This window comes from Sulfitobacter mediterraneus, from assembly GCF_003054325.1.
Lineage (GTDB): Bacteria > Pseudomonadota > Alphaproteobacteria > Rhodobacterales > Rhodobacteraceae > Sulfitobacter > Sulfitobacter mediterraneus.
Window position 1 is genome coordinate 238,259 of the sequence record NZ_QBKU01000005.1, and the last position, 22,847, is coordinate 261,105.

Annotated in this window: 22 protein-coding genes; 13 read left to right on the forward strand and 9 right to left on the reverse strand. The window is 58.1% G+C overall.

The window, feature by feature from the left end:
• Positions 1-136: 136 nt before the first annotated feature.
• The gene (locus tag C8N31_RS10385; protein ID WP_025049426.1) at positions 137-745 is read left to right on the forward strand and encodes a LolA family protein; all 609 of its coding nucleotides are present in this window, start codon (positions 137-139) and stop codon (positions 743-745) included.
• A 34-nt stretch (positions 746-779) separates the two neighbouring features.
• Here C8N31_RS10385 and C8N31_RS10390 read toward each other — a convergent pair whose 3' ends face one another.
• Positions 780-1,370, reverse strand: a complete 591-nt coding sequence (locus C8N31_RS10390; protein ID WP_025049427.1) for a transglycosylase SLT domain-containing protein — start codon at positions 1,368-1,370, stop codon at positions 780-782.
• A gap of 73 nt (positions 1,371-1,443) precedes the next feature.
• Positions 1,444-2,325 carry an AEC family transporter gene (locus C8N31_RS10395; protein WP_025049428.1) on the reverse strand — a complete coding sequence of 294 codons (882 nt, stop codon included), beginning with the start codon at positions 2,323-2,325 and terminating at the stop codon, positions 1,444-1,446.
• Between the two features lie 83 nt (positions 2,326-2,408).
• Between C8N31_RS10395 and hspQ the strand changes: the two genes are divergently transcribed.
• Positions 2,409-2,735, forward strand: a complete 327-nt coding sequence (hspQ, locus tag C8N31_RS10400; protein WP_025049429.1) for a heat shock protein HspQ — start codon at positions 2,409-2,411, stop codon at positions 2,733-2,735.
• Between the two features lie 46 nt (positions 2,736-2,781).
• Here hspQ and C8N31_RS10405 read toward each other — a convergent pair whose 3' ends face one another.
• From C8N31_RS10405 to C8N31_RS10415, 3 genes are all read right to left on the reverse strand, one after another.
• Complete coding sequence (locus C8N31_RS10405; protein ID WP_025049430.1) at positions 2,782-4,359, reverse strand: gamma-glutamyltransferase family protein; 1,578 nt, start codon at positions 4,357-4,359, stop codon at positions 2,782-2,784.
• Between the two features lie 316 nt (positions 4,360-4,675).
• Entirely contained in the window at positions 4,676-5,191 is a 516-nt protein-coding gene (locus C8N31_RS10410; protein ID WP_231476885.1) for an ATP-binding protein, read from the reverse strand.
• Positions 5,163-5,501 carry an STAS domain-containing protein gene (locus C8N31_RS10415; RefSeq protein WP_025049432.1) on the reverse strand — a complete coding sequence of 113 codons (339 nt, stop codon included), beginning with the start codon at positions 5,499-5,501 and terminating at the stop codon, positions 5,163-5,165. Before C8N31_RS10415 ends, C8N31_RS10410 begins: the two co-directional genes overlap by 29 nt.
• Positions 5,502-5,589: 88 nt before the next feature.
• On the opposite strand from C8N31_RS10415, the gene C8N31_RS10420 reads away from it, so the two are divergent.
• From C8N31_RS10420 to rarD, 9 genes are all read left to right on the forward strand, one after another.
• Positions 5,590-6,762 (forward strand): thiolase family protein, encoded by a 1,173-nt coding sequence (locus C8N31_RS10420; protein ID WP_025049433.1) that lies wholly within the window; start codon positions 5,590-5,592, stop codon positions 6,760-6,762.
• A 75-nt stretch (positions 6,763-6,837) separates the two neighbouring features.
• A complete protein-coding gene (locus C8N31_RS10425; RefSeq protein ID WP_025049434.1) occupies positions 6,838-7,296 on the forward strand; it encodes a GAF domain-containing protein in 459 nt (152 codons plus the stop codon).
• A 77-nt stretch (positions 7,297-7,373) separates the two neighbouring features.
• Positions 7,374-7,946, forward strand: coding sequence for a helix-turn-helix domain-containing protein (locus tag C8N31_RS10430; RefSeq protein ID WP_025049435.1), 573 nt, complete (start codon positions 7,374-7,376; stop codon positions 7,944-7,946).
• Positions 7,947-7,949: 3 nt separating this feature from the next.
• On the forward strand, positions 7,950-8,570 hold the full coding sequence (locus C8N31_RS10435; RefSeq protein ID WP_025049436.1) for a LysE family translocator: 621 nt from the start codon (positions 7,950-7,952) through the stop codon (positions 8,568-8,570).
• Entirely contained in the window at positions 8,570-8,962 is a 393-nt protein-coding gene (locus C8N31_RS10440; RefSeq protein WP_025049437.1) for a GFA family protein, read from the forward strand. The genes C8N31_RS10435 and C8N31_RS10440 overlap by 1 nt, the downstream gene beginning before the upstream one ends.
• 2 nt (positions 8,963-8,964) lie before the next feature.
• Positions 8,965-11,412 carry a GcvT family protein gene (locus C8N31_RS10445; protein ID WP_025049438.1) on the forward strand — a complete coding sequence of 816 codons (2,448 nt, stop codon included), beginning with the start codon at positions 8,965-8,967 and terminating at the stop codon, positions 11,410-11,412.
• Between the two features lie 3 nt (positions 11,413-11,415).
• Positions 11,416-12,414 (forward strand): GlxA family transcriptional regulator, encoded by a 999-nt coding sequence (locus tag C8N31_RS10450; RefSeq protein ID WP_025049439.1) that lies wholly within the window; start codon positions 11,416-11,418, stop codon positions 12,412-12,414.
• A 75-nt stretch (positions 12,415-12,489) separates the two neighbouring features.
• Complete coding sequence (locus C8N31_RS10455; protein ID WP_025049440.1) at positions 12,490-14,934, forward strand: GcvT family protein; 2,445 nt, start codon at positions 12,490-12,492, stop codon at positions 14,932-14,934.
• A 51-nt stretch (positions 14,935-14,985) separates the two neighbouring features.
• A complete protein-coding gene (gene rarD / locus C8N31_RS10460) occupies positions 14,986-15,906 on the forward strand; it encodes an EamA family transporter RarD (RefSeq protein ID WP_025049441.1) in 921 nt (306 codons plus the stop codon).
• 9 nt (positions 15,907-15,915) lie between these two features.
• On the opposite strand, the gene C8N31_RS10465 is transcribed toward rarD, so the two are convergent.
• The gene (locus tag C8N31_RS10465; RefSeq protein ID WP_025049442.1) at positions 15,916-16,326 is read right to left on the reverse strand and encodes a nuclear transport factor 2 family protein; all 411 of its coding nucleotides are present in this window, start codon (positions 16,324-16,326) and stop codon (positions 15,916-15,918) included.
• A 77-nt stretch (positions 16,327-16,403) separates the two neighbouring features.
• On the opposite strand from C8N31_RS10465, the gene C8N31_RS10470 reads away from it, so the two are divergent.
• Entirely contained in the window at positions 16,404-17,051 is a 648-nt protein-coding gene (locus tag C8N31_RS10470) for an RluA family pseudouridine synthase (protein WP_025049443.1), read from the forward strand.
• Between the two features lie 282 nt (positions 17,052-17,333).
• On the opposite strand, the gene C8N31_RS10475 is transcribed toward C8N31_RS10470, so the two are convergent.
• A complete protein-coding gene (locus tag C8N31_RS10475) occupies positions 17,334-18,761 on the reverse strand; it encodes an aldehyde dehydrogenase family protein (RefSeq protein WP_025049444.1) in 1,428 nt (475 codons plus the stop codon).
• A 162-nt stretch (positions 18,762-18,923) separates the two neighbouring features.
• Here C8N31_RS10475 and C8N31_RS10480 point away from each other — a divergent pair, with 162 nt between their 5' ends.
• On the forward strand, positions 18,924-19,577 hold the full coding sequence (locus C8N31_RS10480; protein ID WP_025049445.1) for a peroxiredoxin: 654 nt from the start codon (positions 18,924-18,926) through the stop codon (positions 19,575-19,577).
• 2 nt (positions 19,578-19,579) lie between these two features.
• Here C8N31_RS10480 and C8N31_RS10485 read toward each other — a convergent pair whose 3' ends face one another.
• Both C8N31_RS10485 and pnp read right to left on the reverse strand, forming a co-directional pair.
• Positions 19,580-20,371 carry an FkbM family methyltransferase gene (locus C8N31_RS10485; protein WP_025049446.1) on the reverse strand — a complete coding sequence of 264 codons (792 nt, stop codon included), beginning with the start codon at positions 20,369-20,371 and terminating at the stop codon, positions 19,580-19,582.
• 163 nt (positions 20,372-20,534) lie between these two features.
• The gene (gene pnp / locus C8N31_RS10490) at positions 20,535-22,670 is read right to left on the reverse strand and encodes a polyribonucleotide nucleotidyltransferase (protein WP_025049447.1); all 2,136 of its coding nucleotides are present in this window, start codon (positions 22,668-22,670) and stop codon (positions 20,535-20,537) included.
• Positions 22,671-22,847: the final 177 nt, after the last annotated feature.

Consider the following 22,847-nt stretch of genomic DNA (forward strand, 5'->3'; position numbering starts at 1 on the left):
TAGAAAACCGCCGATCCATGTGTCGGCGGTTTTTGCTTATTCGGCGCCGGGTTTGCGCGGAATTTTGCAGGCTGATATCGCATAACCGCGCAATGCGCCCTATGTGTAAAGCCAAGCAGTCAGACAGGAAGACATTATGCGTATTTTGACGATGGCCGCCGCAGTTTTGGCGGCAGCATTTGTGACAACCCCGGTTGCGGCGGTGGCGGAAAAACTGCCGCTGGGCGAGATTTCTGCCTATCTGAACAAGCTTCAAACCGCCAAGGGCGAATTCACGCAAATCAATGATGACGGGTCGATCAGCACCGGCACCATCTATATCAAACGCCCCGGCAAGGTGCGGTTTGAATACAACCCACCTGAATCGGCGCTGGTTGTTGCGGGCAGCAACACGGTTGTGATCTATGACAAGAAATCCAACCAGCCGGCAGAAAGCTATCCGCTCAGCCGCACACCTTTGTCGATCATTCTGGCCCGCAACGTGGATCTGGGGCGCGCAAAAATGGTGACAGGCCATCGGTTTGACGGCACAGCCACTGTGGTCAAAGCGCAAGACCCCGAAAACCCCGGTTACGGCAATATCGAGCTGAAGTTCACGTCAAATCCGGTTGAGCTGCGCCAATGGGTGATCAACGACAGCGGCGGCGGGCAGACCACCGTTGTTTTGGGAGATCTGCAAAAAGGCGGCAACCTGCCCAATAGTCTGTTTGACGTGGGTGCCGCACAATCCGGGCCAAAACGCTGATGAGGGTCCCTGCCCAAGCGGGCAGGGATATAAATCAGAACCGGCGCAACCGGCAGCTGGAAATCTGTTCACGGTACATAGTAGATCGGGCGTCGACCTTTCCTGCCACGGCCACCAGCCATGCTTTTCTATTGTAAGTCTGACGCGAGAACCCGGTGTGACCTTCGTGGTAAGCCAGATATTGGTTGCGGGCGTCCGATAGAGGGATCCCATTGCGATCTTTGCTTTGAGTCATGTACCAACCCATAAAATCGCTGGCGTCGCGAATGCGGTCCCGCTTGGCCGTGCGGCGGTTTTCTGCGCGGCGGTATTCATCCCATGTCGCATCCAGCGCCTGACTGTAGCCATAGGCACTGGATTGGCGGCCCATCGGGATGACACCCAGCACATATTTGAACGGTGTCCGCGCATCGGCGACAAACTTGCTTTCCTGATAGATCGTCGCCATCTGGACGTGGATTGGCACGCCCCATTTCCGCTCAACCTTGCGGAACGCTTTGTAATATTCGGGGCGCTGTTTGAGGATCGTGCAGGCGTTATCCAGATCCCGCGGGGCAGAAGACTGCCCACCGCCACAGGATGCCACCAACAGCACAATAATCAACGCGCGAAGAGTTTTGCTCATTTGCCTCTCGCTTTTTCGTTTTTATATTTTGCCGTAGTTTATCAGATTCTAAGCGGGCGTCACATCACAATTTTCACAGCAAAAGCGCCAGAAGCAGCGGCAATGCGCCGATCGACATGAGGGTCGAGGCCACGACCAACCCGGCAACGGCTTGCGAATCTGCGCCGTACTTTTCGGCCAACAGATATGAGGTGACGGCAACGGGGGTTGCCACCTGCAAAACCAACACGCCAAAAGCGGTCTTGTCCAAACCAAACCAGCGCCCCGCGATCCACGCTATGCCCGCACAAAGCACCAGTTTCACCAAGGAAAGGACAATCGCCTGCCCCATCCCGGCAGGCGACAATCGTGCAACCGCGACGCCCAGTGTGATCAGCATCAAGGGGATCGCCATCTGCCCCACAAGGGTCAGCGTATTGGTTAGAAACACCGGCGTTTGCCATCCTTGCCACAGGAATAACGCACCCAGCAATGTCGCCCCGACCAATGGCTCGCGCAGGACTTTGCCAAACGACCCCGCCCCCGCCACCAGCCAGATCCCAAAGGTGAAGGACCAGATGACCATGATCGCAAAGACCACCACTGCATAGCTGAGCCCGGTCTCGCCAAATGCAAACAGCGCCAATGGCAGACCCAGATTGCCCGTATTCCCGAAAATCAGCGGCGCGGTAAAGGTGCGCCGATTCAACCCCAACACAAACACAAGGGCCACCGCCGCAACGGACACCGCCGCATAGGCTACCACGCTGGCCAGTGAAAGCGCGGTCAGGGCCGCCGGATCAATCTTTGTGTTCATCAAGGAAACAAAGATCAGGCAGGGAACGGCGAGGGTCATCGCCATCTGGGTCACAAACTGAATCCGGTATTCAAGCCCCATCTTGACCCAGACAAACCCAATCCCAGCCAGCAAAAATACCGGTGCAACGATCTCAAGCACTGTAAGGGTAAGGTTCAACAGACTGTTTCCTTCAATTGCCGCCGCGTGATTGGACAAAAGCCACTTGAAACGGTACCTAACGAAAGGTAGGGCCTGCAGTTATGCTTCGAACACGTGCTAAATATCACCTTGGGCAAATCGTCCGCCACAAGAAACATCCCTTCCGAGGGGTGATTTTTGATGTCGACCCTGAATTTGCCAATACCGATGAATGGTACGAAGCCATCCCGGAAGAAAGCCGGCCGGTCAAAGACCAGCCTTTTTATCACCTTTTGGCCGAAAATGACCAAAGCTACTATGTGGCTTATGTATCGGAGCAAAATCTGGTTGCCGATTATTCTGGCGAACCTGTGGATCACCCCGATATCCCCGATCTGTTTGGCCCCTTCACCGATGGCGCCTACCCGCTGCATTTCCAGCTGAACTAAGAACGGGGGCTTAGGCCGCCTTGTGTTTTGCAACGGGCAGTGTGCCTCAGTACCCCAGTGCACATCCGTCTTTCCGCGGATCACTGGCGCCTTCCAATACACCATCCGGGCGCAGGCGGATCGACTGGGCACCGCCGATGGCTGCCTCTGTGATCTCGACCTGATGACCCAAATCGGCCAGCGATTGGCGCACAGTGTCCGAGTAACCCCGTTCGATCTTGAGGACGCCGCCATCCGCAAAGGCCCGCGGCGCATCAATAGCGGTCTGCATATCCATTCCGAAGTCTTGTAGATTGGATACAAACCGCGCATGCCCGCAAGGTTGATAGGCCCCGCCCATCACGCCAAATGGCATGATCACCTTGCCGTTTTCGCGGATCATCCCCGGAATAATCGTATGCATGGGGCGTTTGCCGCCCTTCAATTCGTTCGGGTGGCCGTCTTGCAAGGTAAATCCGGCCCCCCGGTTTTGCAGTAGAATGCCAAATTTGTCAGACGCGATCCCCGATCCAAACCCATGAAAGATCGAATAAATCATCGAAACGGCCATGCCATCGCGATCAACCACGGTGATATAGACGGTATCTTTATGGACTTGCTCGGTCAGCGGCGCGGCGGCCGGCATTGCCTTTTTGGGGCCAATCAATGCCGCCAACTTCTGCGCCGTTTCCGGGGCCAGCATGTGATCAAGGCGGCTGGTGTAATCCGGGTCAGCAAGGAACCGGTTGCGGGCATCATAGGCCAGCTTGCTTGCTTCCGCCTCAATATGCACACGCTCCGCGCCAAATGGGTCCATCGCAGCGATATCAAACTGATCGAGAATATTCAGCAGCAATAGCGCTGTTGCGCCCTGCCCGTTTGGCGGATGCTCTACCACATCAACACCTTTGTAGGGCGCTTCAACCGGGGTTGCGGGGTCGCTGGCCGCTGCTGCAAAATCCGCAGCGGTATGAACGCCGCCTTGGGCCGTCAACGCGGCAATCATATCCTCGGCAATTTCGCCGCTGTAAAATGCATCCCGCCCCGATTTTGCCACCCGGCGCAGCACCTCCGCCTGACCGGGCGCGCGGAAAACATCGCCGGTCTTGAGGGCAGCGCCGTCCTTTAGATAATACTCGCGGGCGCATCCCTTAAGCTTTTCTGTCTCCAACGCCCAATCAAACGCAACCCGAGGCGCGACAGGAACCCCCTCATCCGCATAGTGAATGCTCGGGGCCAAAAGCGCATCCAGCCCCAGTTTGCCAACCTGATCAGACAACCCGCAAAACGCATCCATGGCTGTTGGGATCGTCACCGCATCCGCAGAATAGAGCGGCACGGTGGTCTCACCCCGCGCCCGTAGATTTGCGGCATCAAGGGCAGCTGGCGCACGCCCAGATCCGTTCAGCGCAATCACCTCATCCGATCCGGCTTCTGAATAAAGGACAAAACAATCTCCGCCGATCCCGGTCATTTGCGGCTCGCAAATACCCAACAAGACCGCACCCGCAATCGCCGCATCCATCGCATTGCCGCCGCGTTCCAGAATGTCGATGGCGGTTTTAGCGGCCAAGGGGTGTGAGGTCGCGCACATGCCATTGCTGGCAAACACAGGGGACCGTCCAGGAAAGTGAAAGTCGCGCATTGATGGCTCCGTCAGTGTTGGTTTGACGGGAACCTAGCCCGCCTGTGCGGGACTGCCAATGATGTAGGGGAAAGATCCTCGGCGCCGCGCATTGGGTGGGGGCTATAAAGCGCGACGCCGAGGGAAGCCTTGTGAAGCTACAGGACCAGATATGCCCTCAGACCACGGCGCAATTATGATCAGATCACGGCACTTGTGGGAAACATCACGGCAGTTTTAGGGCATGGTTAATAGGGGTGCGCAGGGGGAGCATCGACGAATGGCCCTGCTGGTGAAATCACCGGCAAGGCCTCTCAAAACCGAAATGAAACGGGGATCAGCCCTCGGCGTGCAGGGCAACCGCCAACCGCAGGTCAAGCTGGTTGGTGTGCCCAACCCGTTGGTACCGGATGTCTTTCGCCAGATCCTGTATCAGGAACCATCCAAAACCGCCCTCGGGCATATCAATGGCATCCACATCGATGTTCTGGGCCATCCCAATCGGCGTCTTTCCGTCGGGCATCGCCATCCCACGATCAACAATCCGTAGATGGAGCCCATCACGCAGTTGCTTGCACCGGATATGAATCGCTTCTTTGCGCCTGCGGTCTGCATAGGCGTGTTCAACAATGTTATTCAATGCCTCGGCCATCACCAGCTCAACCGTGCCAGCCTCTTCCACATCAAGGGCCAATGGTCCCAACCCGGCCAGCAGGGCACTCAGCGCGCCGCGTACATCGGATTGTTGGTTGTTGAGCGACACTTCAAACGGTGGCAGTAATCCCAAGGTCAATGCTCCTGTGTCCGGGCGCGTCATGGCTTGCTCATGCATGGTGAACAGCGAGCGCGTCATCAAGGGTGGCAAAAAGCTGAAAAACACTGTCCATCCGGGTGAGGGTGAAAACCCGTTCAACCGGTGCCGTCAGCCCGGCAAGAACCAACTGCCGATCCGGGGCGAGGTGTTTCATGGTTGCGACAATTGCGCCCAGTCCACTGCTGTCAATGAACTGCACCTTTGCAAGGTTGAGGATCACCATCGCGCCTGATCCAGCAGTATTGCGCCGCATGGCATCTTTAAAGGCCAGTGCAACAGCAGCATCAATGCGGTCTTCCTGAACCGTCACGATACATCTGTCCCCTTCAATCTTTGTGGAAACTTTCATAAGTAAACCCCTGAGACCCGAGCGTTGCATCAAGGCATAGCGGTAAATCCTTACCAACTGATGAGCAGCGCCGACCAAGGAGAACGTGATGCGAAATGTTGTAATTGCGGGCGCGGCCCGTACGCCCATGGGCGGATTTCAAGGTGCATTTGAGGGCATGACAGCCGCCGAATTGGGTGGACATGCGATCAAGGCCGCGCTTGATGGGGCGGGCGCCGCCCAGGTGCAAGAGGTTCTCATGGGCTGCGTTCTGCCTGCCGGTCAGGGACAAGCGCCAGCGCGGCAAGCCGGGTTTGCTGCCGGTCTGGGCGAAGAGGTGCCGGCCACAACCCTGAACAAAATGTGCGGCTCCGGCATGAAGGCCGCGATGATCGCCTTTGATCAGGTCGCGCTTGGCCATACGGAAGTCATGGTCGCCGGCGGCATGGAAAGCATGACCAATGCGCCCTACGTCTTGCCCAAAATGCGCGGCGGTGCGCGGCTGGGCCATGGTCAGGTGATTGACCACATGTTCCTTGATGGTCTCGAAGATGCCTATGACAAGGGCCGCCTGATGGGCACCTTTGCCGAAGACTGCGCCGAGGCGTTTCAGTTCACCCGCGAAACCCAGGATGAATATGCGCTGGCCTCGCTGTCCCGCGCGCTTGAGGCGCAGGAAAGCGGCGCGTTTGAGCATGAGATCGCCCCGCTTGAGGTCCGCTCGCGCAAGGGCAGCACAACCTTTGCCGCCGATGAACAACCGGCCAGCGCCCGCCCCGAAAAAATCCCGCAACTCAAACCCGCCTTCCGCGAGGGCGGCACAGTCACTGCGGCCAACTCATCGTCAATCTCCGACGGCGCGGCCGCGCTGATCGTGGCGTCCGAAGAGGCGGCTGAGGCGCAAGGCCTGACGATCCGTGCCCGTATCATGGGCCACGCCAGCCACGCCCAGGCGCCGGGTCTCTTCACCACAGCGCCTGTGCCTGCCGCGCAAAAACTGCTGGACCGCATTGGCTGGTCAAAAGAAGACGTCGACCTGTGGGAAGTGAACGAAGCCTTTGCCGTGGTGCCGCTGGCTTTCATGCATGAAATGGGCCTCAGCCATGACATCGTGAACGTCAACGGCGGCGCATGTGCACTGGGCCACCCCATCGGCGCCTCTGGTGCCCGGATCATGGTCACGCTGCTCAACGCTCTGGAGAAACGCAATCTCAAGCGCGGCATCGCGGCCATCTGCATCGGCGGCGGCGAAGGCACTGCCATTGCAATCGAACGGGTCTAAACCCTTTTTGGCCTTAAATATTCACGGGGGTCCGGGGGCAGTCAGCCCCCGGTCGCCGTTTCAAGGGCACACATCATGACAGTTGACTACCCCACCCTTGCGAAAACCCTTGCTGCCCTCACCGAGGGAGAAAAGGACGCGGTTGCACTGATGGCGACAGTGGCTTGCGAGGTGCATCATGCAGATGACCGCTTTGACTGGACCGGCTTTTACCGTGTCACTGGGCCAGAGATGCTCAAGATCGGGCCGTATCAAGGCGGACATGGTTGCCTGTCCATTCCGTTTTCACGGGGCGTTTGCGGTGCGGCGGCGCGGGATCAGGCCGTGCAACTGGTTGCGGATGTCGATGCCTTCCCTGGCCATATCGCTTGCGCCTCGTCCACCCGTTCCGAACTGGTTCTGCCGGTTTTTGACGGCAACGGCAGCCTGATCGCAGTCTTTGACATCGACAGCGACCAACCGGCAGCTTTCAAAGCGCAGGACGCCGACGCTTTGAGCGAAATTCTCAAATCGGTCTTTTCAGCCGCAATCTAGATCCGTGAAATAATTCTGGATTTTTTCACGCGACTCAGGCATCGTGAAATTCGAGCTAGAATTTTCACGGACCTGACATGCAGCACAGCACCCCGGACAGACCAGACACTTTGGGCGCCGATCTGCGCGCCCTGCGCAAAAGCCGGGGCCTGACGCTGACCGATATGGCCGATGCGCTGGGCCGCTCTGTCGGCTGGCTCAGCCAGGTGGAGCGCGACATCTCCGAGCCTTCCATCACCGATCTGCGTCACATCGCGGCGGCGTTGGATGTTTCCGTTTCAATGCTGTTCCGCCACGAGGCCGCCCCCGCCCATGAGGCCGGTTTTGTTGTGCGCAAAGATGCCCGCCGGACCATCGGGGCTTACACGGCCGGTCTGGTTGAAGAACTGCTTTCCCCTGATTTGACTGACGATTTCGAAATGGTGCATTCCACCTTTCAGCCGCACAGCCGCATCACCGAAGAGGTCATCCGTCAAACGCAGGAAGTGGGCTATCTGCTGTCCGGTAAGCTGGAGATTGAAATCAACGGCACCACCCATCTGATCCACCCCGGTGACAGCTTCCGTATCCGGGGCGAGCCGTTTCGCTGGGCCAATCCCTTTGATGCCCCTGCGGTGGCGATCTGGGTCATCGCCCCGCCGGAGTATTGATGCATGAGCTTTGAGGCCTGGATCGTTTTCGCGTTGTTCTGGTTGGTCTTTGTCACCACGCCGGGGCCAAACGCCGTCAACTGCATCAGCAATGGCATGACCCTTGGTTTCCGCCGCAGCCTGATTGGCGTGCTGGCGATCCTCACACAGGCCACGTTGTTTCTGATTTTGTCCGCGTTGGGTGTGACCGCTCTGATCACGGCATCGCCATTGGCCTTCACGGCGGCCAAACTGATTGGCGCCGGCTTTCTGATCTACCTCGGTGTGCGTGGTTGGCTGAACGCCAGCACGCCCGTACCAGAGGTCACGCGGCCTGCGCGGTCCATCTATTTGCGGGCCTTCGCCATCGCCACGATCAATCCCAAAAGCGTGGCAGGATACCTCGCGGCATTTTCGCAGTTTGTGCAACCGGGCGTGCCGATCTGGGATCAGATGGTTGTGATCATGCCAACCGCGTTGAGCCTCACGGCCCTTAGCTACATCAGCTTTACCGCGCTTGGCGCCGGGCTGGGAAGGGCGGCGATGGGGGCGGTGTTCAACGTATGGGTGCGCCGGGTCATGGCCGTTTGTTTCATCATCTACGGCGCCCTTCTGGGCAGTGCCGCCACACCGGGGAGGGCGTGATGCAAGACCAGAACGATGTTTTAAGGGGCAGCTGCAACTGCGGTGCGGTCACCTTCACCGTGCATGACGGCGGGCAAAGCGTGTCGGCCTGCCACTGCGGCCAATGCCGCAAACAATCGGGCCACTACTGGGCCTCAGGATATGCGCCCCGGTCAAATTTCGACATCACCGGCGAGGTGCGTTGGTTCGACCTGACCGAGACCGCAACGCGCGGCTTCTGCCCCGCCTGCGGCTGTTTCCTGTTCTGGAAGGCCCATGACGAAGACGGGATGAGCTTTTCACTGGGTGCTATTGACGGCCCGACCGGGCTGTCCCTGCAAAAACACATCTTTGTCGCGGACAAGGGTGATTATTACGAGATCGCGGACGGCGTGCCGCAAAGGGAGCAATAAAGATGAGCAACTTTCCATCAACGGCCCGTGTGGTCATCATCGGCGGCGGCGTTGTCGGCGTGTCGTCTCTGTATCATCTGGCCAAGGCAGGCTGGACCGATTGTGTGCTGCTGGAAAAGAACGAGCTGACCGCGGGCTCCACTTGGCATGCGGCGGGCAACTGTCCGAACTTTTCGACCTCTTGGGCGGTTATGAACATGCAGCGATATTCGCTGGATCTTTACGCGGGCCTCGAAAAAGAAGTCGACTATCCGATGAATTACCACGTCACCGGCTCCATCCGGCTGGCGCACAGCAAAGAGCGAATGCAGGAATTTGAACGCGCCCGGTCGATGGGCAACTATCAGGGTCTCGACCTTGAGATGATGGCCGTCTCGGACATGAAAGACCGCTATCCATTTATGGAAACCCACGATCTTGAAGGTGGTCTGTGGGATCCGGCGGATGGCGATATTGACCCGGCGCAGCTGACCCAGGCTTTGGCCAAAGGGGCACGGGAAATGGGTGCACGGATCGAACGGTTCTGCCCTGCGACCGGCGTAACCCGCGATGGGGCTGAATGGATTGTGCATACCGACAAGGGCGACATCCGCTGTGAATACGTGGTGAATGCTGCAGGCTATTATGCACAACGTGTTGCGGAGTGGTTCAAGCCTTACGGCGGGCGCACCCTGCCGATGACGGTGATGAGCCACCAGTATTTCCTGACCGAAGAAATCCCGGAACTGGCCGCATGGACCAAAGAGAACGGTCGCAAGGTGCCGCTGCTGCGGGATGTGGATACGTCCTATTATCTGCGTCAGGACAAGAATGGTCTCAATCTCGGCCCGTATGAGCGGAACTGTAAGGCCCATTGGGTCACGCCCCAAGACCCGATGCCAGAGGATTTCTCATTCCAGCTCTACCCCGACGATCTGGAGCGTCTCGAATGGTACATCGAAGATGCCATGGCACGGGTGCCAATGCTGGGCACTTCCGGTGTGGGGCGCGTGATCAACGGGCCGATCCCCTATGCTCCAGACGGCTTGCCGTTGATCGGGCCGATGCCGGGCGTGCCAAATGCGTTTGAGGCCTGCGTGTTCACCTTTGGCATCACCCAAGGAGGCGGCGCGGGCAAGGTGCTCGCTGAATGGATCACCGAAGGACAGACTGAATGGGACATGTGGGCGGTCGATCCACGCCGCTACACCGATTACACCGATCAGGACTTCTGCGATCAAAAAGCGATGGAAACCTATGGCCACGAATATGCCATGCATTTCCCGCACCATGTCTGGCCTGCGGGACGGGATCGCAAGCTGTCTCCGGTCCATGACAAAATCCTCGCGGCAGGCGGCCAGATGGGCACTTTCAACGGCTGGGAACGCGCCAACTGGTTTGCCAAACCGGGCGATGACACCTCCGAGGAAAGCACCCAAACATGGGATCGCAACGGCCCTTGGGCGGTGCGCGTCAAAGAAGAGGTCGAGGCGGTGCGCGATGGCGTTGGTGTCTTGGACCTGCCGGGCTTTTCCCGGTTCAACCTCTCTGGTGAGGGTGCCGCCGAATGGCTGCGCGGGCGGATCACCGGCGGCTTGCCCAAAGTGGGGCGTATGAATCTGGCCTACTTTGGTGACAATCGCGGCCGCATCCTGACCGAAATGTCGATCCTGCGCCACGGCGAAGATCACTTTACCCTGATCACTGCCGCCACAGCGCAATGGCATGACTTTGACGTGCTGCGCCCGGCGCGGGATGCGGGGCTGAGCCTGACGGATCACACCACCGAATACTCAACACTGATCGTCACCGGCCCGCAAAGCCGAGCGCTGTTTGAAGCGTTGGAGACCAAGGCGGACCTGTCCTTGGGATGGTTGACCCATCAAGCGGCCGAAGTGGCAGGCAAGCCATGCGCATTGGCGCGGGTCAGTTTTGCCGGTGAACTGGGCTGGGAAATTCACGCCGCCAACGCCGATATTCCCACGCTTTATGATGCGGTGATCGGCGCAGGTGCGAAACCCTTTGGCATGTTCGCATTGAACTCTATGCGGATCGAAAAAGGCTACCGCGCCTGGAAGGGCGATCTGTCCACCGACTATACCCTGCTCGAAGGGGGACTTGACCGTTTTGTCAAACTCGACAAACCGCAGGATTTCCCCGGCAAGGCCGCGATGCAGCTGGAAAAGCAGGCAGGCAGCAAGAAACGCTTTGTGATCATGACCGTTGATGCGGGCGATCAGGACGCGCCCTACATGTCGACGGTCTGGCATGATGGCGCGGTTGTGGGCGAAACCACATCAGGCGATTGGGGCTACCGTGTGAACAGCTCTGTCGCGCTGGGTATGTTGCGGGCCGATCTGGCGGTGCCGGGCACAGAGGTCGAGATCGATATTTTCGGCAAAATGTGCAAAGCCACAGTGCAACCAGATCAACCGCTTTGGGATCCACAAAACGAACGCATCCGGGCCTGATCCATGGCACGCGGGTCCAGCCTCCTTGCCCGAGAAGCGCCCCGTCAGGGGCGCTTTGACATCATTGTCGAGGATGGTTTTGTCCTGACTGAACTGGCCGCGGTTGTGGATGTTTTGCGCATCACCAACCGCGTCTGCCAGCAAGAGGTGTTTGGCTGGCGCTTTCGGTCGATATCGGGCGGTGCCAAACGGGACAGTGTGGGCGTGACCGTGGACACCGCCCCTTTGGCCGAACGCCCTTCGGTGGATTATGCGATCATGCTGGGCAATGCCGATGCGGGGGCGATGGCTGTTCCGCTCCGCCGGGTATTGTCCGCCTATGGGGCGCGGGGTGCCCGGCTTTTCCTGCTGGCGGAGGCCGCAAGTCACTACATTCGCAGCCACAACAAGGGCGCGGTTCATACCACCCATTGGGAAAACCGGCTGGCCCAGTCCGAAGAGGTGGATGCCAGCGATTGGGGTGCAGAACTGGCCCGCGATCATGATGGGATCACCACTTGCGCCGGAATGGGTGCAACTGTGGATCTGATGTTATCGGTTGTTGCGGGGCATGTCTCGCAAGCGGCGATGATGAATGTCAGTGACATTCTGTTGCATCACCACGTCCGCGATATGCGCACGCCGCAGCCCTTCGGCAGTGACCAATCGTCTGCTTTGGGCGATCCTGATCTGGATGCCTGCATCGCATTGATGAAAGCCAACCTCGAAGAGCCGCTGCCGATACAAGACCTTTGCCGCCTACTGAATATCTCGAACCGGTCTCTGGAACGCAAATTCAGCCGATACCTGGGACTGACACCCAACAGCTACTATCGCGAGCTGCGGCTCAACAAAGCATCCGCGCTTTTGCTCAACACCTCTCTCAGTATCCGAGAAGTTGGACTGGCTTGTGGGTTCTCCAGCAGTTTCGCGCCGCTCTTCAAGACTGTGTTCGGCTGTACCCCTGCAGAGGCCCGCCGCCGCAAACGTCCGACCCCCGCAATTGCGCATTCCGCCGGATAGCCGCCGTTTTTAACCTGACCAGCGCGTCTGTTTCGCGCCATGATCGCCCAACATTCAACCCAAAAGGTGCCCACCATGCCTGTTCCCCCGTCCAAAGCCCGCGTTGTCATTATCGGTGGCGGCGTCATCGGTTGTTCTGTCGCTTACCACCTGACCAAGCTGGGGTGGAAAGACGTTGTGTTGCTAGAACGCAAACAGCTGACCTCTGGCACCACCTGGCATGCGGCGGGTCTGATCGCGCAATTGCGGGCCACGGCCAATATGACCAAACTGGCCAAATATTCGCAGGAACTTTACGGCAATCTCGAAACAGAAACGGGCGTTGCAACGGGGTTCAAGCGCTGCGGGTCGATCACCGTGGCCCTGACCGAAGAACGCCGAGAAGAGATCTACCGCCAGGCGGCGATGGCCCGTGCCTTTGGTGTGGACGTTGAGGAAATCAGCCCAAAAGAGGTGCTTGAAAAATACGAACACCTGAACATCGAAGGGGTCACAGGCGCGGTCTATCTGGACAAAGACGGGCAAGGCGATCCGGCCAATATCGCACTTGCGATGGCAAAGGGCGCCCGACAAGGCGGCGCGCAGGTTCTTGAACGCACCCGCGCCACCGGCGTCACTCGCGCGGGTCGGCGGATCACCGGCGTGGATTGGGCGCAGGGCGAGGAAACTGGTCACATCGCCTGTGATATGGTGGTGAACTGCGGCGGCATGTGGGGACATGAGGTTGGCCGGATGCTGGGCGTGAATGTGCCACTTCAGGCTTGTGAGCATTTCTATATCGTCACCGAAGCCATTGAGGGGCTGAAGCAACTGCCGGTCCTGCGCGTGCCGGACGAATGCGCCTATTATAAAGAAGACGCAGGCAAGATCCTGCTTGGGGCCTTTGAGCCAAACGCCAAACCCTGGGCGCTGGATGGTATTCCGGCGGACTTTGAATTTGACCAGTTGCCCGAAGATTTTGACCACTTCGAGCCGATCCTCGAACATGCGGTGAACCGGATGCCGATGCTGGCCGAGGCGGGCATTCATACGTTCTTTAACGGGCCGGAAAGCTTTACCCCCGATGACGCCTATCACCTTGGCCTCGCGCCAGAGATGGACAATGTCTGGGTCGCAGCGGGCTTTAACTCCATTGGTATCCAGTCGGCTGGCGGCGCTGGCATGGCGCTGGCGCAATGGATGCACGACGGTGAGAAACCCTTTGATCTGGGCGATGTCGACATCATCCGCATGCAGCCCTTCCAAGGCAACAAAACCTATCTGGCCGAACGGTCCAAGGAAACGTTGGGCCTGCTCTATGCCGATCACTACCCCTACCGGCAAAAGGCCACTGCACGCGGTGTGCGCCGCACGCCCTTCCATCAGCACCTCAAGGACCGCGGCGCCGTGATGGGCGAGCTGGCGGGCTGGGAACGCGCCAACTGGTTTGCCGGTCCGGGGCAGACACCGGAATATGAATACAGCTGGAAGCGGCAAAACTTCTTTGAAAACGTCCGCGCCGAACATATGGCCGTGCGCGAGAACGTCGGCATGTACGACATGTCATCCTTTGGCAAAATCCGTGTCGAAGGGCGCGATGCCTGTGCCTTTATGAACCACATCGGCGGCGGGCAATACGATGTGCCCGTGGGCAAAATTGTCTACACCCAATTCCTGAACCAACGCGGCGGGATCGAGGCGGATGTGACCGTCACGCGCCTGTCCGAAACCGCCTATCTGGTGGTGACCCCCGCGGCCACTTGTCTGGCCGATGAAACATGGATGCGCCGTCATCAAGGCGCATTCAACGTGGTCATCACGGATGTCACGGCAGGCGAAGGTGTGCTGGCCGTTATGGGGCCGAACGCTCGTAAATTGCTGCAAGCCGTCTCGCCCAATGATTTCAGCAATGCGGTCAATCCTTTCGGCACCGCGCAAGAGATCGAGATCGGGATGGGTCTCGCCCGTGTGCACCGCGTGACCTATGTGGGTGAACTGGGCTGGGAGATTTACGTCAGTGCCGATCAATCTGCCCATGTGTTTGAGGTGCTGGCAGAGGCAGGCGCGGACATGGATCTGAAACTCTGCGGGATGCATATGATGGACAGCTGCCGCATCGAAAAGGGCTTCCGCCACTTTGGCCATGACATCACCGCAGAAGACCACGTGCTGGAGGCGGGCCTCGGCTTTGCTGTAAAAACCGACAAGCCCGATTTTATCGGCCGCGATGCGGTGCTGCGCAAAAAAGAAAACGGGCTGGAGGCGCGGATGGTGCAATTCCGCCTGACTGATCCTGAACCGCTGCTTTATCACAATGAACCGGTGCTGCGGGACGGTGAAATTGTCGGTTACTTGTCGTCGGGTTCTTATGGGCATGCGCTGGGCGGTGCGATGGGCCTTGGCTATGTGCCATGCAAAGGCGAAAGCGCGGCTGATGTCTTGGCTTCTTCCTACGAGATCGACGTGGCAGGCACCCGCGTCAAGGCAGATGCATCGCTGAAACCCATGTATGACCCGGCCTCCGAGCGGGTCAAAGTTTAGGGCTGGTCGCCCCCCACAATCGCGGTTACGCATGACGGCGGAGGATCCGCCATGCGTAACCCAGACACCCTGCCACCCACCAAAAACGAAGACACACCGCAAGGTCTGGCCTATGCGATGGGCGCCTATGTGTTTTGGGGGTTTCTGCCGCTTTATATGAAACTGCTCTCGCATATTCCGGCGGCCGAAGTGGTTGCGCATCGGGTTGTCTGGTCCCTGCCGATTGCTGCGGTGGTGTTGATCATCTTGCGCCGCACCGACGCCCTGCGCGAGGCGCTGCGCAATCCGCGCATGCTCGCTATGGGCTGTGTGACGGCGGCGCTGATCTCGGTCAACTGGGGGATCTATGTCTGGGCGATCACCTCTGGCAATGCGCTTGAGGCGGCGCTGGGCTATTACATCAACCCGTTGTTCAGCATCTTCCTCGCGGCGGTCCTGCTGGGGGAACGCCTGACCAAGGCGCAAATGCTGGCGATTACGCTGGCTGCGGGCGCGGTGCTGGTCCTGACGCTAGATGCAGGGCGGATGCCGTGGGTTGCACTGGCACTGACCGTATCCTGGGGGTTTTACGCGCTGGCCAAGAAAAGCCTGCCGATTGGCCCCAATCAGGGGTTCTTGCTTGAGGTGCTGATCCTGATCGTTCCGGCGATTGGCTATCTTGGGTACCTTACCGCGACCGGCCAATCGCATTTCAGCCTCGCACCGACCCGCGACACATGGCTGTTGATCGGCTGCGGCGCGGTGACGGCTGTGCCGTTGATGATCTATGCAAACGGGGCAAAATTGCTGCGCCTCTCGACGATTGGCGTCTTGCAATACATCGCACCAACGATGATCTTTCTTGTGGCGGTTCTGGTGTTTGACGAACCGTTTGGAAAGGCAAGGATGATCGCCTTTCCGATGATTTGGACCGCGTTGATTGTCTATTCCGGGTCGATGTTCCTGAGTATGCGGAAAACCTCAAAAACTTAAGCGCAGGCCCTAAGACAGCGCCTCTCGCAGCTTGAGAAACCGCGGATCGGTCGCAACGCGTTTGTTCATCGCCTCGCGCAGCGCACCGACGGTTTTATGTGGCCGCATCACCACCTCCAGCTGCTGCATCTCACCGGCCTCGTTCAAGGTCATCAGATCCAGCCCGACACAATCCAAGCCATCGATCTTGCACTCAAATTCAAGGATCCAATAATCGTCCTCACCCAGCACCCGGCGATAGCGGAAGTCCTCAAACACTTCGCCAACATGGCCCAACACCGCCGAGACCGCCTCGCGGCCCCGCCATGTCGCCCAATAGGTCGGCGGCATGAAGCGGATATCGTCGGCCATCAATTCCGACACGCCCTCATGATTGCCCTCAAGTACCATATCGTGAAACTTTTGCACTGTGGGATGCATCTCAATTCTCCTTTGTTTGGCAAAGACTGGCATGAGGTGGGTTGAAAACCCACCCTACATCTGTGATCGAACGGCCTATGGACGTTACGTATTCTCCGCCCCAAGACCCGCTGGTGATTCTGTATGAAGATGCAGAGGTTCTGCTGGTCGACAAACCCGCCGGTCTGCTGAGCGTGCCGGGCAAGGGCGAACATCTGGCCGATTGCCTGCTCACGCGGGTGCAGGCCGCCTTTCCCGATGCTTTGCTGGTGCACCGTCTGGACCGCGACACATCCGGCGTTATGATATTTGCCCTGACGCCCTATGCCCAACGCCACCTTGGGCTGCAGTTTGAAAAACGCATGACCCGCAAAACCTACGTTGCGCGGGTTTGGGGCGTTCCGGCGGAAAAGTCCGGAACGATTGATTTGCCCCTGATCGTGGATTGGCCAAACCGCCCGTTGCAGAAGGTTTGCCATGACACGGGCAAACCGGCGCAGACAGACTGGCGTGTGATCAAGAACGAGGGCACTACGGCCCGCGTGCGCCTTATGCCGAAAACCGGCCGCAGCCATCAGTTGCGCGTGCATATGCTGGCGCTGGGGCATCCGATCTTGGGCGATCCGTTTTATGCCAGCGGCCCTGCCTTGGATTTCCCGCGCCTGATGCTGCATTCCGAAGAACTGCGCTTCAACCATCCACAGGGTGGCCGATCCGTAAAAATTCGGGCGAAGGCACCGTTCTGAGAGGGCGGGATTGAGTTTTTCTTGCCAAATGAAGCCAAGAAGGCCGCTTTACACTTCGTTTACCTTGCGCGGCTAACGTCGTGTCGCGCGGGTAGCTGGAGAGCGACCCCGTGTGCCAAGTGAAGCCCCGTTCGGCCGGGCGCACCGGTCTGGACGGGGTGATGGCACTTTGCTTCATTTGGCAAGAAAAACTCAATCCTACTGGTTCTCTCGGGCGCGGCCAGTTGAAATGAAAAAGGGCCGCCCGAAAGCAGCCCCAAATCACGCGCCAGTGATGGCGGTTTATTCAGCGGCCCAACCGGACACGGCTTTAACTTCGAGGAATTCCTCAAGGCCGAACACGCCACCTTCGCGGCCGTTGCCAGATTGTTTGTACCCGCCAAACGGTGATCCCATGGCAAAACCCTGACCGTTGGTTTCCACCATACCAGAGCGCAAGCGGCGCGCCACGCGGCGGCGTTTTTCGGTGTCTTCGGTCTGGATGTAGTTGGTCAAACCGTAGGGTGTGTCGTTGGCAATTGCGATGGCTTCCTCTTCGGTCTCGAAGGGGATGATCGACAGAACCGGACCAAAGACTTCTTCCTGCGCGATGGTCATGTCGTTGGTGACATCGGCAAAAACGGTTGGCTTCACGTAATAGCCACGGTTCAAACCGTCCGGACGGCCCAGGCCGCCTGCCACGAGACGCGCCTCGGACATGCCTTTTTCGATCAGGCCTTGGATCTTGTTGAATTGGGCCTCAGACACCACCGGACCGATGTGCTTGCCCTCTTCGGAGGCCGGGCCGACGTGGGTGTTGGTGGCCACGTCCGCGGCCATTTCCACGGCTTCGTCATAACGCGATTTGTGAACCAACATTCGCGTTGGCGCGTTGCAAGACTGACCGGAGTTGCGGAAGCAACGGATTGCGCCCGCTTTGGCTGCTTTGGGGTGCGCATCTTCAAAGATCACATTGGCGCCCTTGCCGCCCAGCTCAAGCGAGACACGCTTGAGCGTATCTGCCGCCGCCTTGGAGATCGCAATGCCTGCGCGGGTGGAGCCGGTGAAGCTGACCATGTCCACCTCTGGGTGGCTGGACAACTGGCTGCCGACACCGGGGCCATCGCCATTGACGAGGTTGAACACGCCAGCAGGAAAACCGGCCTCATGCACGAACTCGGCAAACAGAACGCCGGACAACGGTGCAATCTCGGATGGTTTCAGGATCACGGTGCACCCGGTCGCCATTGCCGGGATCGCCTTGAGGATGATCTGGTTCATTGGCCAGTTCCAAGGCGTGATCAGGGCGCAAACGCCAATCGGCTCAAGCAGGGTCTTTTCGCTGGAGGTAAAGTCGCGTTCAAACGAGAAATCCTCAAACGCCTTGAGGAAGCCGTCGATGTGCCAGCTGCCCGCGCCAACCTGCTGGGCGCGGCTCAGATCAATGGGCGCACCCATTTCCTGCGACATCGCCTGTGCCATCTCTTCCTGACGGGCGATATAGACCTCTTTCAGCTTTTCGATCAGGCGGGTCCGCTCTTCTTTGGAGGTTTGCGACCAGCTGTCGAAAGCGGCACGCGCAGCAGCGACAGCCGAGTCGGTGTCCGCCTGCCCGCCAAGCGAGATGACAGCGCATTGTTCTTCGGTCGAGGGGTTGATGACGGCATAGTCATTGGCCGCTGCTGGCGCGACCCACTGGCCATTGATGTAGAACTCTTTTTTCTCGAGCATGACAGAAATCCTTTATTTCGTTGATGCAACAGGGTCCGTCCCTGACGAAATCTGCGCCACTTTGTCACTGAGCATGTGGTGCTGCAAGAGAGGGGATGCAACTGGACTTAAGAATTATTACATCATGCATACAGCATTCTGACAATTACCCCGGAGGATACCATGGGTTTGCGCATTAACGACACTATTCCCAATCTTACTGTCGAAACCGATCAAGGCAGCATTTCCTTGCATGACTGGATTGGCGACAGCTGGGCGATCCTGTTTTCCCACCCCAAAGATTTCACGCCCGTTTGCACCACCGAATTTGGCGCCGTTGCGCAGCTGGCGGATGAATGGGCCAAGCGCGGCACCAAAGTGATCGGCGTTAGCGTCGATGGTGTTGAGGACCACAAGAAATGGAAGGGCGACATTGAAAAGGTAGCCGGGGCCAAGGCCGGTTTCCCAATTATCGCAGACACCGGTTTGGAAGTTTCCAAAGCCTTCGACATGCTACCAGCAGAGGCCTATCTGCCCGACGGCCGCACGCCAGCCGACAGCGCCACGGTGCGGTCGGTTTTTATCATCGGCCCGGACAAACAGTTAAAACTGTCGATGACCTATCCGATGACCGTTGGCCGCAACTTTGCCGAAGTGTTGCGGGCGCTGGATGGCTTGCAGATGTCCACAGGCAATGGCGTGGCAACTCCGGCCAACTGGAATGTCGGTGATGACGTTATCATTCCGCCAACCGTTTCCAACGACGATGCAAAAGCCAAGTTTGGCGAGTTCACAACAGTTCTGCCCTACCTGCGCACAACCAAAGCGCCGGGCTGATCCTAGTCGAAGTTGAGCTCTGACTTCGACAACAGCAACAACGGATAATTTCGCGCGGTGGGCCTGTCTACCGCGCGGAACCGCGCCGCACGGCCCCGGCGCATCGCATACATATGCGTGTAGCCAAGCGCCTGCGCCGCATCCAGCGCCGGACTGCTGCCGTCTTGAACAGATCGGCGGTCCACTTCGATCCCCAAGACAGGGCTGTGATCGGACAATGTCTGTGCTGCGCCGCGGATCACCTCTGGCTCGTGCCCTTCGACATCGATCTTCATGAAGGTGATGCGTTTGCCGTCTAATGGCAGCTGCATCTCGTCCAATGCATTCAGTTGCAACGCAACCTTTTCATCCAACGGGTTGCCATTTGTCGCGCTTGCACCTGTGCCACCCAGATTGAAGGCCGGTTGGATCACCTCCAACACATGCGACCGATCAGACAGCCCCACGGGATGAACGGTGACATTGGGCCGTAAACGGGCGTTGATCCTGAGCAGATCCAGCGCCTTTTCGTTCGGCTCAAAGGCGTGAACATGGTCAAACACACCGGCAAAGTTCACCGCGTGATTGCCAATATTTGCGCCCACATCCAGACATATCCCGCCCTTCTCCAATTGTGGAAACACATGCCGTTCCAATGCCGACAACTCGCGGTGCGCAAAACGCCCGTCGAGGTGGATCTTGGCGGTGATCAGATCAAAGGCATACCCAGCCAGCGCAGGCCGCCCCGCATCTTGGTGCGAACGGACCGCAGAGAGCATCAAATGCTTAAACAAGGCGCGGTAGAGAAAGTTCATGGGAAATGAGTAAGGAGCGGGATTCCGCTTGGCAAGTATTAGGTTTGCTGCACAACCGCTGGTTTTCCACGGGCGTAAAATCAGTAAAATCAACGGCCAAACAGCAAAAAGCCCCGATGTTTCCATCGGGGCCTTTCCAAAGATTTTCAGAACAAAGAGAGGATCAATCCTCTGCTTTTTCTTCTTTCTTAACTTCTTCGCCAGTTTCCTGATCCACAACTTTCATGGACAGGCGCACCTTGCCGCGATCGTCAAAGCCCAAAAGCTTCACTTTCACTTCCTGGCCTTCCTTCAGAACGTCCGAAGGATGGTTCAAGCGGCGGTTTTCGATCTGGGACACATGCACCAGACCGTCGCGCTTGCCAAAGAAGTTCACGAACGCACCGAAGTCGACGATTTTCACAACCGTACCGGTGTAAACCATGCCTTCTTCTGGCTCTGCCACGATCGAATGGATCATGTCGTAAGCTTTCTTGATGCTGTCGCCGTTTGGCGACGCAATCTTGATGATGCCTTCGTCGTTGATGTCGACTTTGGCGCCGGACACTTCAACGATCTCACGGATCACTTTACCGCCCGAACCGATCACTTCGCGGATTTTGTCCGTTGGGATCTGCATGGTCTCGATGCGTGGTGCGTGAACAGAGAAATCTGCCGCGCCGGAGATGGCTTTGTTCATCTCACCAAGGATATGGATCCGGCCTTCTTTGGCCTGTGCCAGTGCCTTTTCCATGATCTCTGGTGTGATGCCTGCGATCTTGATGTCCATCTGCAAGGAGGTGATCCCCGCTTCGGTACCGGCCACTTTAAAGTCCATATCACCAAGGTGATCTTCGTCGCCCAGAATGTCGGACAGGATCGCATATGATCCGTCTTCTTCGAGGATCAGACCCATCGCAACACCGGCCACAGCCGATTTCAGCGGAACACCCGCGTCCATCATCGACAGAGAGCCACCGCAGACAGACGCCATAGAAGACGAGCCGTTGGATTCGGTGATCTCGGACACAACGCGGATGGTGTAGGGGAAGTCGGTTGCCGCAGGCAGAACCGCCTGAAGCGCACGCCATGCCAACTTGCCATGACCAATTTCGCGGCGGCCGGGAGGGCCCACGCGGCCAACTTCACCCACCGAATAGGGAGGGAAGTTATAATGCAGCAGGAAGTTGGATTTGAAGTTGCCATGCAGCGCGTCAATGAACTGTTCGTCGTCACCGGTGCCCAGCGTGGTCACAACCAGACCCTGAGTTTCGCCGCGTGTGAACAAGGCAGAGCCGTGCGTCCGGGGCAGCAAACCTGTTTGCGAAACGATATCGCGGATCTCGTCGGTGTTACGACCATCGATACGCTTGCCGGTTTTCACAACGTCACCGCGCAGGATGGAGGCCTCAAGACCTTTCATCGCAGAACCGAGGTTGGCGTCGGAAAGTTGCTCTTCGCTCAGCGCGGCTTTGATGGTGTCGCGGGCAGCAGAAACAGCGGCGGTGCGCTCTTGCTTGTCGGCGATTGCAAATGCGGCACGCATTTCTTTTTCGCCAGCTTTGGCCACGGCTGCGGACAGATCAGAGTAGTCAACCGGCTGGAAGTCAAACGGCTCTTTCGCGGCGTCTTCGGCCAGATCGATGATCAGGTCGATGACAGGCTGGATGCTGTCATGTGCGAACTTCACAGCGCCGAGCATTTCTTCTTCGGTCAGCTCGTAGGCTTCGGATTCAACCATCATCACGGCGTCTTTGGTGCCGGCCACAACCAGATCCAAACGCTGTTCTGGGTTCAGGCGCAGGTCCTGCATATCGTCAACTGTTGGGTTCAGGATGTATTCACCATCCTCGAAGCCAACGCGCGCGCAGGCGATTGGGCCCATGAACGGCGCGCCAGAAATGGTCAACGCGGCAGAGGCGGCGATCATCGCAACCATGTCCGGGTCGTTAACCAGATCGTGAGACAGAACCGTACACATCACCAGAACTTCGTTTTTGAAGCCGGGGACAAACAGCGGACGGATCGGACGGTCGATCAGGCGGGCTGTCAGAGTTTCTTTCTCGGTGGGGCGTGCCTCACGTTTGAAAAAACCGCCTGGCACTTTACCGGCGGCATAGTATTTCTCTTGGTAGTGGACGGTCAGCGGGAAAAAGTCCTGACCGGGCTTTTGCTGGCGTGCGAAGGTGACGTTTGCCATCACGCTGGTTTCGCCCAGCGTTGCGATGACAGAACCGTCTGCCTGACGGGCCACTTTACCTGTTTCCAGTGTCAGCGTCTCTTCGCCCCACTGAATGGATTTTGTCGTTACATTAAACATCTACGTTTCCTGTGTTGGCCAATTGGCCTTTGCATAGGGGGCGAATTCCCCCTGACCTCGGTATCTTCTTTGTCAGGCGCTGAGGTCCGGGCGCCGGCTTTCAGATTGCGGGGGCATACAGGTTTTTTGGTGCAATGGAAAGCCTTGTGAATATGCGCAATACGGGCGGCCAAGGCG

Excerpts from the sequence above, each read along its gene's own strand:
- C8N31_RS10385 (WP_025049426.1), top strand. The coding sequence starts at position 137 with ATGCGTATTTTGACGATGGCCGCCGCAGTTTTGGCGGCAGCATTTGTG.
- C8N31_RS10390 (WP_025049427.1), bottom strand. The coding sequence starts at position 1,370 with ATGAGCAAAACTCTTCGCGCGTTGATTATTGTGCTGTTGGTGGCATCC.
- hspQ (WP_025049429.1), top strand. The coding sequence starts at position 2,409 with ATGCTTCGAACACGTGCTAAATATCACCTTGGGCAAATCGTCCGCCAC.
- C8N31_RS10405 (WP_025049430.1), bottom strand. The coding sequence starts at position 4,359 with ATGCGCGACTTTCACTTTCCTGGACGGTCCCCTGTGTTTGCCAGCAAT.
- C8N31_RS10410 (WP_231476885.1), bottom strand. The coding sequence starts at position 5,191 with ATGACGCGCTCGCTGTTCACCATGCATGAGCAAGCCATGACGCGCCCG.
- C8N31_RS10415 (WP_025049432.1), bottom strand. The coding sequence starts at position 5,501 with ATGAAAGTTTCCACAAAGATTGAAGGGGACAGATGTATCGTGACGGTT.
- C8N31_RS10420 (WP_025049433.1), top strand. The coding sequence starts at position 5,590 with ATGCGAAATGTTGTAATTGCGGGCGCGGCCCGTACGCCCATGGGCGGA.
- C8N31_RS10425 (WP_025049434.1), top strand. The coding sequence starts at position 6,838 with ATGACAGTTGACTACCCCACCCTTGCGAAAACCCTTGCTGCCCTCACC.
- C8N31_RS10430 (WP_025049435.1), top strand. The coding sequence starts at position 7,374 with ATGCAGCACAGCACCCCGGACAGACCAGACACTTTGGGCGCCGATCTG.
- C8N31_RS10435 (WP_025049436.1), top strand. The coding sequence starts at position 7,950 with ATGAGCTTTGAGGCCTGGATCGTTTTCGCGTTGTTCTGGTTGGTCTTT.
- C8N31_RS10440 (WP_025049437.1), top strand. The coding sequence starts at position 8,570 with ATGCAAGACCAGAACGATGTTTTAAGGGGCAGCTGCAACTGCGGTGCG.
- C8N31_RS10445 (WP_025049438.1), top strand. The coding sequence starts at position 8,965 with ATGAGCAACTTTCCATCAACGGCCCGTGTGGTCATCATCGGCGGCGGC.
- C8N31_RS10450 (WP_025049439.1), top strand. The coding sequence starts at position 11,416 with ATGGCACGCGGGTCCAGCCTCCTTGCCCGAGAAGCGCCCCGTCAGGGG.
- C8N31_RS10455 (WP_025049440.1), top strand. The coding sequence starts at position 12,490 with ATGCCTGTTCCCCCGTCCAAAGCCCGCGTTGTCATTATCGGTGGCGGC.
- rarD (WP_025049441.1), top strand. The coding sequence starts at position 14,986 with ATGCGTAACCCAGACACCCTGCCACCCACCAAAAACGAAGACACACCG.
- C8N31_RS10465 (WP_025049442.1), bottom strand. The coding sequence starts at position 16,326 with ATGCATCCCACAGTGCAAAAGTTTCACGATATGGTACTTGAGGGCAAT.
- C8N31_RS10470 (WP_025049443.1), top strand. The coding sequence starts at position 16,404 with ATGGACGTTACGTATTCTCCGCCCCAAGACCCGCTGGTGATTCTGTAT.
- C8N31_RS10475 (WP_025049444.1), bottom strand. The coding sequence starts at position 18,761 with ATGCTCGAGAAAAAAGAGTTCTACATCAATGGCCAGTGGGTCGCGCCA.
- C8N31_RS10480 (WP_025049445.1), top strand. The coding sequence starts at position 18,924 with ATGGGTTTGCGCATTAACGACACTATTCCCAATCTTACTGTCGAAACC.
- C8N31_RS10485 (WP_025049446.1), bottom strand. The coding sequence starts at position 20,371 with ATGAACTTTCTCTACCGCGCCTTGTTTAAGCATTTGATGCTCTCTGCG.
- pnp (WP_025049447.1), bottom strand. The coding sequence starts at position 22,670 with ATGTTTAATGTAACGACAAAATCCATTCAGTGGGGCGAAGAGACGCTG.